This window comes from Sphingomonas sp. (assembly GCF_029239295.1).
Classification (GTDB): domain Bacteria; phylum Pseudomonadota; class Alphaproteobacteria; order Sphingomonadales; family Sphingomonadaceae; genus Sphingomonas.
Genome location: NZ_JAQZBC010000031.1, coordinates 1 through 12,816, shown reverse-complemented (window position 1 = coordinate 12,816; position 12,816 = coordinate 1). Strand labels below are relative to the sequence as shown.

7 protein-coding genes are annotated in these 12,816 nt (G+C 61.3%); 6 read left to right on the top strand and 1 reads right to left on the bottom strand.

Translation table 11 applies throughout. The features are described 5' to 3' along the window. The first annotated feature begins 879 nt into the window (after positions 1 to 879). Together K0S66_RS16515 and K0S66_RS16510 are read left to right on the top strand one after the other, a co-directional pair. Positions 880 to 2,580 (top strand): catalase, encoded by a 1,701-nt coding sequence (locus K0S66_RS16515; RefSeq protein WP_301076568.1) that lies wholly within the window; start codon positions 880 to 882, stop codon positions 2,578 to 2,580. Between the two features lie 458 nt (positions 2,581 to 3,038). Beyond that, positions 3,039 to 5,357 carry a zinc dependent phospholipase C family protein gene (locus K0S66_RS16510; RefSeq protein ID WP_301076567.1) on the top strand — a complete coding sequence of 773 codons (2,319 nt, stop codon included), beginning with the start codon at positions 3,039 to 3,041 and terminating at the stop codon, positions 5,355 to 5,357. Positions 5,358 to 5,689: 332 nt separating this feature from the next. Here K0S66_RS16510 and K0S66_RS16505 read toward each other — a convergent pair whose 3' ends face one another. Beyond that, positions 5,690 to 7,132: a DcaP family trimeric outer membrane transporter gene (locus K0S66_RS16505; protein ID WP_301076569.1), complete on the bottom strand. Its 1,443-nt coding sequence runs from the start codon at positions 7,130 to 7,132 to the stop codon at positions 5,690 to 5,692. Between the two features lie 227 nt (positions 7,133 to 7,359). On the opposite strand from K0S66_RS16505, the gene K0S66_RS16500 reads away from it, so the two are divergent. The 4 genes from K0S66_RS16500 to K0S66_RS16485 form a co-directional block, all read left to right on the top strand. Beyond that, positions 7,360 to 8,802: a glutamate decarboxylase gene (locus tag K0S66_RS16500; protein WP_301076566.1), complete on the top strand. Its 1,443-nt coding sequence runs from the start codon at positions 7,360 to 7,362 to the stop codon at positions 8,800 to 8,802. Positions 8,803 to 8,861: 59 nt separating this feature from the next. Further along, positions 8,862 to 10,463 (top strand): putative glutamine/gamma-aminobutyrate antiporter GadC, encoded by a 1,602-nt coding sequence (gene gadC, locus K0S66_RS16495; RefSeq protein ID WP_301076565.1) that lies wholly within the window; start codon positions 8,862 to 8,864, stop codon positions 10,461 to 10,463. 36 nt (positions 10,464 to 10,499) lie between these two features. Then, positions 10,500 to 11,441 carry a glutaminase A gene (gene glsA / locus K0S66_RS16490; RefSeq protein WP_301076564.1) on the top strand — a complete coding sequence of 314 codons (942 nt, stop codon included), beginning with the start codon at positions 10,500 to 10,502 and terminating at the stop codon, positions 11,439 to 11,441. 140 nt (positions 11,442 to 11,581) lie between these two features. Beyond that, positions 11,582 to 12,816, top strand: a 1,235-nt coding sequence (locus K0S66_RS16485) for an APC family permease (RefSeq protein ID WP_301076563.1), incomplete at its 3' end; no start/stop codon positions are given.

Below are 12,816 nucleotides of genomic sequence, written 5' to 3'. Positions count from 1 at the left end.
GAAGATCGGCCTGGGCCGCAAGCCGGGTATGACGCGGAGCGCCGGCGGTGCGAACGGCGCCCCAGCGACGTCTAAGTCCAAGCGCAAGTCGGCCACTTCTGACGCTTGATTCTCGATTGGTCGGGCCCCTCTCAGCCCGACCGTCCTGCTGGGATGCGGTCCAAAGTCGGGCCGACCTGTATCGCGACGAGAGTACTCGACCGCGCCGCGAAGTGCGCAGAAATGCTCGGCCGTGCCTAAGGATAATTCATCCAGATGGTTAAAAAGCAGCCGAACGGTGTCGTGCTGCTGGTGGCGCTACTGATGAGTTGCGCCGCGACGACGGCGCGGCATTTTGCGCGCCTACGGTCAGAAGCTGAAGACCCGACAACAACTCGCTAGTCGAATTGCGGCCTCGATTTGCTGGGCGGAGCTTTCTCCAAGAGGCGGCACATCTAGCGATGTGAAACTTCACAGGGCTAACGTTCAACGGCGCCTCGAACGAATGGCGGCTATCGGCGCACATCCGAAGTGGCTGGAACGGCGACTAATGGGCGCGTTGGAGACTGGCAGCTCACGATTCGAGCAGTCCAACAGCTCCTGGGCCGATTGCCGACACGCAGCTTCTGGGCGGCAGGCTAGGAAATGGCGACGTACCGGGGACTAGGGACGGTGCGGCAAATTAGGGTCGTGAGCCGACTTTCGCCTCTAGAATTTACCACAGCCGCCGCCGCCGTGTGCGGGGCAATTAGCGCAGCATAGAGGTATCTACGTAGATATGCTCCATCCTTGGCTACCTATATCACACGCCGTCGTCTGGCCGCGCTCTGGAGCCTGTCTCTGCAGTGCGCCGCGCGCGGGTCGCTCGCGATCCTTTGCAATCCAGATGGAGATCGAGACGTGGATCACGAACAAGGCAAGAGCGGCGAGCGCGTGTTGACCAATCGTCAGGGTCACCCGATCGTCAACAACCAGTCGCAGCGAACGGTCGGCGCCCGCGGGCCGGCGACGCTTGAAAACTACCAATTCCTCGAAAAGATCACTCACTTTGATCGCGAGCGAATCCCCGAGCGCGTTGTCCATGCCCGGGGCTTCGTGTGCTACGGAACGTTCGAGGCGACCGGCAAGATCGGCGACGAACCGGCCTCCAAATACACCCGCGCAAAGCTGTTCCAGAACGCCGGCAAGGAGACGCCGCTGGCGATCCGCTTCTCGACGGTGATCGGCGGGCGAGATTCCTCGGAAGTCGCGCGCGACCCGCGCGGCTTCGCAGTGAAGCTCTACACCGAGGATGGAAACTGGGACATCGTCGGCAACAATCTGGCGGTCTTCTTCATCCGCGATGCGATCAAATTTCCCGACGTCATCCACTCGTTGAAGCCCGATCCGGTCACGTTCCGCCAGGAGCCCAACCGCATCTTCGACTTCATGAGCCAGACGCCTGAATCGATGCACATGCTGACCCATCTCTTCAGCCCGCGCGGCATCCCTGCCAATTATCGGCACATGGAGGGCTTCGGGGTCAACACGTACAAGATGGTCAATGCGGCCGGCGATACGGTGCTGGTCAAATACCATTTCCACCCGCGCTGCGGTGTCGCCTGTCTGACGGCGGAAGAAGCCGCAAAGGTGCAGGGACAGGATCTCGGATCGGCCTCCAAGGATTTGTTCGAATCGATTGAGCGCGGCGATTATCCGCAATGGGACATGTTCGTTCAGATCATGGACGATCACGATCATCCCGAGCTCGATTGGGATCCGCTCGACGACACTAAGATCTGGCCCGAGGATCAGTTTCCATTGCGGCACATCGGGGTGATGACGCTGAACCGGAATGTCGAGGACCAGCATACTGAAAGCGAGCAGATCGCGATGGGCACCGGCGTGCTGGTCGACGGCCTCGACTTCTCCGACGACAAGATGCTGGTCGGGCGCACCTTCTCCTATTCGGATACGCAGCGCTATCGCGTCGGCACGAACTATCTGCAGATCCCGGTCAATCAGGCGAAGAACGCCGCCGTCGCCACCAATCTGAACGGTGGCCAGATGTCCTATCGTCGCGATCTGGCCGAAGGCCAGAACCCGCACGTCAATTTCGAGCCGTCTATTCACAACGGCCTATCGGAGGCGGACCGCGATGAACCCAACAACCCGCCCGAGATCCACGGGCGCCTCACCCGAAGCGTCATTGAGCGGCGCAACGATTATGTGCAGGCGCGCGGACGCTACAACACGATGATGGATTGGGAACGCGACGATCTGATCACCAACATGGGCGTCCTCCTGTCGCAGTGCGAACGCGACGTGAAGGAGCGGATGCTCTGGCACTTCTTCCTGGTTCACGACGATTACGGCGCGCGGGTCGCCGAGAAGCTGGGAATGAGCCTCGCCGATGTTTCCGGGTTGGAGCCGCTTCCCAAGCAGGTTCTTACCGAGGAGGATCAGCGCCGCCTCAAGTCCCTCGGCCGCAACGGTGATGCAGTCGACCCGGGTGGCTGGGGCCAGTGGACCAGTTCGGTGAAGAACCGCCAGACATCCTCGGAGGAAGTGCTCGCCGGGATGCGCACGCCGGCGGCATTGGACGAGTACGTGAGAGCATAGCAGAGCGCGGAGAAGCGGGCGGCGCGATCATGCGCCGCCAGCGCTCAGAAATTGATCACCCCATTGGCGAAGGTGCTGGTCGAGGTCGGCGCCGTGGCCGGCTATCGCGCTTTGATGCGGGCGCCGAGGAAGAATGCGGGCAGCCGAGTTGTCAGGAAAATGTTGCCGTTCGCGGCTCAGGCTGAACGACTGTGTTTGCGCGCGTTGCTGACCGGCAACTTTTGGCCGAAACCAGCTGGACAGTATCTGGGCCGATTGCGGAAAGGCGGCTTAGAGGCGCTCAATGCGGAAAAGCAGACATCCCCTACCGATCACAGCGCTAGACTGCTCTCGAACACAGTTACTGGCTTGGTTCAGGCCGGTTGCAATACATGTCGACAATTGGAGCAAGCTAGATGATGCTCTCTCCGGGATACGGCGTTCCATATCGGAAGAGGCGCCAGCCTAGAGGGCGGGGTATGGGCAAACCTTTGTTTCGAGCGGCGCCGATCGGGTTGATTGCCGGAGCGGCGGTGCTCAGTCCAGCGCCAGCCAGTGCCTTCGGACTTCGCACGCATCTTTATATTGGCAAGCAGGTGCTCGACGATGTGAAGGACTGCAAACTTGATCTACCCGGTTTTCCCACACCGCGCCCTATCGACCAGAAGATCTGTACGGCACTGGAAAAGCACCCTGAAGCTTTTCTGGCAGGCGTGATCGGTCCAGACGCTTTTCCGGACATCGTGATTGGTCAAAGCTACCTGCATCCTGGCAGAGAAAACGGTCGTCAAAGCGCAGATTGGTTCGAGATCATCCTGCAATCTGCCTCAAGTGACGAAGAAATCTCTTTCGCCTATGGCAATCTAGTCCATGCTGCATCAGACATTTTTGCCCATAGCTATGTAAACAATTATTCGGGCGGTGTGTTCGACATTCTCAAGCCGCGCGACAAAGAAATTGAAGAGCGACATTTCCTCCTGGAGAAATATGTCGATCAGCGACTCGATCCGGCTTTGACCGACGGGTTGCAACTCATAGTGCCAGCAAAGTTTGTCGTCGATACACTGATCGAAACCAACTTCTTTTCTGACACCATTGCCATGACCCCGCATGAGGTGGTCGAGGCGCTCAAGGATCCGTCCGGAACCTTGGGCAAGGAGTTATTTGAACGTATCTCGAGTGCCAAGGGCGCTTCGCATGCCGTCCTCATGCAGGCGGCATTGATGGTCGCACGCGCGGGCCGGGAGACCCTACCATGCGAGGCGCTGAAGGCCGAAAAAGCGATGGTTTCGGCTCACCGTGCCTATCTGCTGGCAGAGGCCCAAGCACGGGCTATGGGAGGCGAGACCATTGTGCTCAGTTTTTCGCCCCTTCCCCCCGAGCCTAGCTGCACGACTGCATCCGTCCCGGTCGATGCACTGATCGCAGAGCTGAAAATGCGCCTCAAGGAACAGGTCGACAGGACCGGACTGCTTCAGGACGCAAGCGACGCAATCGACACGCGCAATGCGTTTTGGAGCAAACTTGATCGCGCAGGCCAGACGTCGCTTTCCCAAGCCTATGCGAATTACGCACGCGCAGTGAGGGAGCGCAACGAGAAGCTGGCACTTGCCCGCTTCGGCGAGAAATGGGCCGAAGATGTCGAGCGTGCGGCCGAGGCCTACGTAGAGGCCGGACTCGAGACGTCGAAGCTGATGATCGAGAATTCAAAGCCACATCCACCGGCGCTGCACGAACGGGCATCGGGGATCATCCATTATGATCGTTGGACTGAATGCTACCTGCCCGTCTTTTTCGGACAGCCTTTTGCCTCCGGGGAGGCAACCTGTGCGCGGCTTGAGGAGATGGGCGAGGCGCTCTCGCTGCCTGGTGCCGCCCTCAAGGCTGGCATGGGCAAGATGCCCCGGACGCTGGCTTATCAGGTGATCGACCTCAATCGACGGATCGACGCCTTCTTTCTCCGCTTTGCAAAAGCGGCTGGCCGAATGGTGGCGCCTGCAACTGCGGATTTGCTTGAATCAATCTATCGGCCAGAGCGGATCACCCGGGAGAGGCTCAACAAGGCCTTCCAGAACGGGGCGAATGGGCAGGTTCGGTTCCGCTGTGTTTCCGACTGGATCGATACGGATCTGGGAATGATCGACAAACCGGTCGGATTGGCTACGAACGCTGGTAGTGATTGCGCCAAGGTCAAACAGCGCCTGCCCTTTTTCGGGCCTGCGAAGTTTGTGACTCTCGTCCATGCCACGACATTGTCCAAAATCGCTTTGCTTCATCGCGAAGGCGTCACGAATCTCGCGGAGACGGTCGAGCCCGGGCTTGGGTCGACAATGAAACTGTCGTCTCCGGTGTCATGGAAGCCGAGAAATCCCAGAGTCAATGCGGGCCGCTATTCCGTGATTCTCGACATGCCAACCAGCCTGGACGGCAGCTACCAGTGGCAGGGCAAGGCGCCTCCCTATCCCCGCCAAGCAGCCTATCCGGCTAAGCATCAACCGACGGGTTTTGGATTTCCGCTCGACGGCAATTCGACGGGCCAGCGCCTGGATCGCGTCATCGCGAGGATCGACGGCTCGGCGATCAATGGCGCCCGCACGGGGTTTCCTTATTATCAAACAGAGGCGCTACGGCGCCATTTGTTCGCGCGCTTATTTCCAGAGCCTTTCGAAGGCGCCATTCTGGACCATCCCGCGATGCAGGCGCCCGCCTATCCTTTCCGCTCGTGTCCGGGCGATCCATTCCGTCCCGCTGACCGGCCAACCGTCATCTGCAAAACGACGGTTGACCAGGGTCGCTGATAAAAAATGTACCAGATAGCATCTGAGCCGTACCGGCCGAGAGGCGGTTGCAGCCCTAACTGAACCGACCACTCCCCTCCATGTCGCCTTTTGCTGAAGAACGGCCGTTGAAGACGTCGCGCGATAATGGCCGGAATGGCCGAAAATCAGCCATCTTCCCGCTGTTTGAACTAACGGCTGCTTTCGGTGGGCTAGCGTCTGGTTCAGAGTGACCGGAATTGGGCGCGTTGCAGACTGGCAGCTCACGACCGCAGCAGTCCAGCAGCTACTGGGCCGCTAGCTGACTGGCAGCTTCCGAGGGCAGACAGGTTTAAAGCGGCCGTTCGATGCGATCACCGAACCAGATCGTATTTGAGGCTGACCTGCACCCGGACCACATCGGCGTCCTGCCGGTTCTGCAGCTGGTGCCGGCCATACAGGCCTTCTCCGCCTACAGAGAAATTGGGGCTCAGCTGATAGATCAGGTTCGCCGCGGCATAGCGGCTCGACCGGAACGCCGTGTCCGGCAGAAAGCCGTCATTGTCGAGCTTCAGTACGCCGCCTACGACATTCGAGCGCAGGCTGGCGTTCCAGTGATGGGTGAAGCCGTAATAACCGCCATAGCCCTTCAGCGGATGCACCTTGCCGTCGGGCGCGATGACGCCGTCCAGATTGTCGCCGCCCAGATCATTGAAGTAGCGCGCGATCCCCTCGCCATAAGCAAAGCCTGCCATGAAGAAGTCGCCTTCCACCTTCACCAACCCCGTGAGTGCCAGCCCCCAGGCAAAGGCGCTGTATTGCGTATCGTTCAGCCGATAGCCGATCCGCCGCATCACGCCGGCGGCCTGCACATGGCCCCAGTTCCGCTGCATTCGAACGGATCCTGCGATATCGGGCATGGGCTGTTCAGTCGTCGCCCCAACCGGCAGGTTGAGTTGTGAGGACGGATCCTCGATCGACAGCGTTGCAGCCCAGCCGCCGCCCAGCTTGAAAATCTGCCGCAAGGCCGCGACCCGTAGGAACAGCGCGGCGTTCGGCCCTTCGTCGTCCAGCGTTTCGGGGAAAGCGTCGGCATCCATGAAGGCGCTCAGGCCGTAGCCCGCATAGGTATTGCCGATTTGGCCCTGCGCCTGACGCAGATTGAAGTCGGTACCCGAGCTACCGACGAAGTCGCTCTCCAGGTAGAAGCGCAGTGGCCCCAGCGCACTCGGTCTCCGCACGTCGAGGCTCAACCGGGTCGGGTTGGCGCTGATGTTGGCGTTCTTCCCTTGGCGCGGTCCGACCGGGATCGATGAGGTGACGAAGCTCTCAGTGTTTCCCGCGGGTGAGAAGTCGTAGATGCCGTTGACCTTGGCGAAGCCGCCCAGCCTGATCATCGTTTCCGTGCCGGGAATCTCAAAATAGCCGCGCAGGTTCGGGTTGTTGGGGGGCGCTTCCGTGTCGGGGCGCGCCACGCCGGTCAGTTCGTCGTTGAAGGTCTCGCGCGTGGGCCCGCGGCTTGCCGGTGCGCTCCGCCCCGATGCCGTGGTTGCCGATGCAATCGCCGGGGCCGGGGTCAGCATTTTCTGCGTCAGCCGCGGGCTGGAGGCCGATGGCGCACTCGGCTGGACGGACTGGCTGTCGCGCACCGCCGCGACCTGCTGCAATTGTGACCGAAGGTCGGCAACCGCTTGACGAAGCTCGCGCACCTCCGCCTGCAGCGCATCGAACGATTCAGCGGACTGACCCACCCCCTGCGCCTGGCCATCCGCCAGGCTCACATAGGCGGCCATCACCGTCAGCCCGATCCGTCTCATCACACGGCGCTCCCCCATAGATCGAAAATCAAAGATCCCAGCACGGGATCATGTCCTAGGGATAAAGGAGCGGGAATACGTATATTTACGTCTCCCAGCTTGCATGAGCTGCCCAATGAAGATCCTGAACAAGATACTCTGAGCATCATCCCTTCGGATGATTGCGTATGTATTGCCTTACGATCGGGTCCTACCTCCTCCGGGCATGTAGTTAACGGGCCGACTGCTTGATCGGCAATGTTAGCTTTATTCATAGTTCGACGAAGGATTTTGCGATGGCGGACAATCAGAGTCTCGCGCAGGGATTGATCGATCCGTTGTTCGGGAGCGACGCGCTGTGTCATCCAGCCGAGCGTCGAAACTTTCCGGCTGAAGAGATGGTCGCGGCGTCCGCTTTCCAGATGATCCACGACGAGCTATTTCTAGACGGAAACGCACGCCAGAACCTGGCGACTTTCTGCCAGACATGGGACGATGATTATGTCCATCGGCTGATGGACCTTTCGATCAACAAAAACTGGATCGACAAGGAAGAATATCCGCAGTCGGCCGAGATCGACATGCGCTGCGTGAACATGGTCGCGGACCTGTGGAACGCCCCGCCGTCCAGCGGGCAAGCGACTGGCACCAACACGATTGGCTCCAGCGAAGCCTGCATGCTGGGCGGTATGGCAATGAAGTGGCGCTGGCTCAAAAAGCAGCGCGAGATGGGGAAGCCGACCGACAAGCCAAATTTCGTCTGCGGCCCCGTGCAGGTCTGCTGGCACAAATTCGCCCGCTATTGGGATGTCGAGATTCGCGAGATTCCGATGGATCGCGATCGGGTGGCAATGGGCCCGGAACAGATGCTGGAGGCAGTTGACGAGAATACCATCGGCGTCGTGCCCACGTTCGGCGTTACCTATACCGGCGAGTTCGAGTATCCCGAAGCCCTGCAGGCCGCGCTCGACAAGCTTCAGAAGAGCAAAGGCCTCGACATCGACATTCATGTCGATGCAGCGAGCGGGGGCTTCCTCGCGCCCTTCTGCGCGCCAGAACTGGTGTGGGATTTCCGCCTGCCCCGCGTGAAGTCGATCAGTTCGTCAGGGCATAAATACGGTCTCGCGCCGCTCGGCTGCGGCTGGGTGGTCTGGCGTGATGCGCAGGCGCTGCCGAAGGAACTCATCTTCAACGTCGATTATCTCGGCGGCCAGGTCGGCACCTTTGCGATTAACTTCTCGCGTCCTGCGGGGCAGGTGATCTCGCAATATTACCAGTTCCTTCGCTTAGGACGCCAGGGATACGAGAAAGTGCAACGCGCGGCGTACCAGGTTGCACAATACCTCGCTGACGAGCTGGGACCTCTCGGACCTTATGAATTCATTTGCACCGGCAACGAGAAGACCGGCATTCCTGCGATCTGCTTCAAGCTAAAGGAAGGCTCTTCGCCCGGTTACACGCTGTATGATCTTTCTGACCGGCTGCGCGTGCAGGGCTGGCAGGTTCCGGCCTTCGCCCTGTCCGGCAAAGCTTCAGACATCGTGGTCATGCGGGTGATGTGCCGGCGCGGGTTCGAGATGGATCTGGCCGCCCTGCTGGTGCGCGATTTCAAGGCCGCGCTCGAATTCCTGAAGACGCATCGCCCACCCGACATTCAACCGGAGGAAGGCACAGGATTTCACCATACCTGATCCCGGACGCCAACGTCCCCGGATCACCGGGTTAACTCCTCCATGTCGGATTACAACTTATGGCAAGCAGCAACAGCAATGCCCCGTCGACCAACGCCGCCGCCCAGAGCGGAGCGACGGGGGCGCCGTCCGCGAAGCTGACTGTCTTCACCCTCGCAATCCTGAACGTGACTGCCGTGGTCAGCTTGAGAGGGCTGCCATCGGAAGCGGTCTACGGCCTCACCTCGGCTTTCTATTACATTTTCGCCGCAATTTTCTTCCTGATCCCGGTGGCGATCGTCGCTGCGGAGCTGGCGACGGGGTGGCCGCAGAAGGGCGGCGTGTTCCGCTGGGTGGGGGAGGCGTTTGGGCCGCGCTGGGGCTTCCTCGCGATCTTCCTGCTGTGGCTGGAATCGACCATCTGGTTCCCGACTGTGCTCACCTTCGGCGCAGTGGCGATCGCCTTCGCCGGCCCGAACATGACATGGGACGAGGCGCTAGCCGCGAACAAGGTCTACACTATCCTGATCGTGCTCGGCGTCTATTGGGCAGCGACGCTGGTGACACTGCGTGGCCTCAAGTCAGCATCCACGATCGCCAAATGGGGTGGCATGATCGGCACGATCATTCCCGCGGCGATCCTGATTGTGCTTGGCTTCGCCTATTATTTCTCCGGTCGATCGATCGAGATCGATCTCGCTTGGCATGATCTGATCCCCAACTTCAGTAACTTCAACAACCTGGTGCTCGCTGCTGGCATCTTCCTGTTCTACGCCGGGATGGAAATGAACGCGATCCACGTGAAGGATATTGATAATCCGACGCGCAACTATCCGCTGGCGATCCTCATCTCCTCTGTCGTCACAGTCGCGATCTTCGTGCTGGGCACGCTGGCGATCGCGTTCATCATCCCGGCCTCGCAGATCAACCTCGTGCAGAGCCTGCTGATCACCTATGATGATTTCTTCCGCGTGTTCGGCATCCAATGGGCCTCCCCAATCATGGCGATCGCGCTCGCCTTCGGCGTGCTCGGCGGCGTCACGGTATGGGTGGCGGGGCCATCGTCCGCGCTGGTGGTGGTTGGCCGGGCGGGCTATCTCCCGCCCTTCTTCCAAAAAATGAACAAGCATGGCGCCCCCAGCCACATCCTGCTGATGCAGGGGCTTATCGTAACCTTCCTTTCCATCATGTTCGTGGTGCTGCCGTCGGTGCAGGCGGCCTATCAGATCCTCAGCCAGCTAACGGTCACGCTCTACCTCATCATGTACCTGATGATGTTCGCGGCCGGCATCTACCTGCGGCACACCGAACCAAACACGCCTCGGCCGTACAAGGTGCCATTCGGTGCCGCCGGCATGTGGATATTCGCCGGCATCGGCCTGATCGGCTCGACGATCGCCTTCATCCTCAGCTTCGTGCCTCCCTCGCAGATCTCAGTCGGCAAGCCTTCGACCTACATTGCGTTCCTGATCGCGGGCAACGTGGTGTTCGTCGGCATCGGCCTGCTCATCTATGCCGCGCGAAAGCCGCACTGGAAGACGCCGGAGGGGTCGGCCGATTTCGAGCCGTTCGGCTGGCAGATAGAGGGCCGGCATCCCGGAACGGTGCAGGGCACCCTGCCGCCGGCGGAAAACGTGGCAGCGCCGGTGCCTGCCGTAACGCCTTCCTCGTCCGCCTCCTGATCCTGCCCATCTTGGCCGTCCTCGCGGGAGGTGACCGTGAAAAGTTCAGCCGACATGCAGCAGGCGCTCGAAGCGGGCCGCGCCGCCGGCATCGCCGCCACCGGAGGCCGGAACGCGGACTATATCCCGTTCCTCGCTTCGGTCCCTTCCGACCTATTCGGCCTCGCTATCGCGACCGCCGACGGCCAGGTCCTCACGGCCGGCGACGCCGACTACCCCTTCGCGATCGAGTCCATCTCCAAGGTCTTCACGCTGGCGCTGGTGATGGAATCGATCAGCGCCGCGGGGGTGCGCGACAAGATCGGCGCCGATCCGACAGGCCTGCCGTTCAACTCGGTGATGGCGCTGGAGCTTCATCAGGGGAAGCCGCTGTCGCCCCTGGTCAACGCTGGCGCCATCGCCACCGCCAGCCTCGTGGTGGGCGACAATGCCGACGATTGCTGGGCAAAGATCCTCGAGTGCCAACGCGCCTTCGCCGGCCGCAAGATCGAGCTCAGCAACGAGGTGAACGCCTCCGAGCAAAGCACCAACTTCCACAATCGCGCGATTGGCTGGCTGCTGTGCAGCGCTGGCTCCTGCTACAGCGATCCGATGCGCGCGGTTGACGTGTACACCCGGCAATGCTCGACGCTGGTCACCGCCGCAGACCTGGCGGTGATGGGCGCGACGCTCGCGGCGGATGGCCTCAACCCGGTTACGGGTGAACGCGTGATCACCCCCGGTAATGCCGCGCCGATCCTTGCTGAAATGGCGATGGAGGGGCTGTACACCTATTCCGGCGATTGGGCGTACACCGTCGGCCTTCCGGGAAAGAGCGGCGTGGGCGGCGGGATCCTCGCGGTGGTGCCCGGTGTGTTGGCGATCGCGGCGTTCGCACCGCCGCTTGACGAGGCCGGGAACAGCGTGCGCGGCGTCGCCGCAGCACAGGCGATGGCCGCCTCGCTCCAATACAACCTCTACAATCCACCCCGGCGCTGACCGCCAGCCTCGACCCAGCAGGAGCCTTCGCCACGGCACACCCCCCGAACCCGAACGCTGCCCCGCCCCACCCCGATGGCACCCGCCCGCCATCGGCGCCGCTGAACATCTGGAGCGTCGCTGCGCTGGGCATCGGTGCGATGGTTGGAGCGGGCATTTTCGCGCTGCTCGGCCAAGCGGTCCTCGCCACCGGGCGCATGGTGATCGTCAGCCTGCTGATCAGTGGCACGTTGGCGATGCTCTCCGGCGCGTCCATGGCCCGCCTCGCAGCGAAATATCCCGAGCGTGGCGGCCTGACCGATTACCTCAAGATCGCGTTTCCCAGAGGCGCTTTTGCGGCAGCCCTCTCGCTCGTCTACGTCGTGACGCTGGTCATCGGCGTGGCGGTCGTGTCCAAGAGCTTCGGCGCTTATGCCGCGTTGCTTTTCTTCAACGGCGCCGATCCGCCCTGGCTTGCCGACGGCCTGGCCGTGCTCATGATCATCGGGGTGGCCGCGCTAAATCTCAGCGGGGCAAAGGCGGTCGGCCGGACCGAGGAGATGCTCGTTGCCGTGAAGATCGGCGTGCTGGTGCTCCTGATCGTGGCAAGCCTCGCATCGTTCGATCCCGACCGGTTGATGACGAGCCCGCCCGTCGGTTTGCCGGGTCTGACCTCCAGCGTTCTTCTGACTTTCTTCGCCTTCACCGGCTTCGGCATGATGGCCACAGCATCAGCCAGCGTCGCGAACCCGCAGCGTGAAATGCCGCGCGCGATTATCATGGCGATCGTGGTCGTCACCCTGCTGTACGTTGCGCTCGCGCTTGTCATCCTCGGCAACCTGTCGCCTGCCGAGCTTCAGCACAGCCCGAACACCGCGGTGGCCGACGCCGCTCGACCGGTGCTGGGACAGTTCGGCTTCACCGTCGTCTCGATCGGTGGTCTGCTGGCGACAGCCTCTTCGACCAACGCCAGCTTCTTCAGCATCCTCAACCTCAATGCCGACCTGGTGCAGAACCGCGAATTGCCGCGCACCTTCACCGCGCCCGTGATGCACGTTCCCTTCGGTTTCCTGCTGGGGCTCGTGTTCACCGTCCTGCTAATCCTGGGGCTGCGGCTGGACGAGATCGCCAATGTTGCGGGAATGACCTTCCTCATCGCCTATCTCGCCGTGTTCGCCGCGCATTGGCGGCTGCACGGCATCGTCGGTGGATCGCGCCTCATGATCATCGTCGGCGCGCTGATGATGCTAACGGTGCTCGCTGGCTCGATCATCCAGATGGTTAAAAAGCAGCCGAGCGGTGTCGTGCTGCTGGTGGCGCTACTGATGAGTTGCGCCGCGACGGCGCGGCATTTTGCGCGCCTACGGTCAGAAGCTGAAGACCCGACAACAACTCG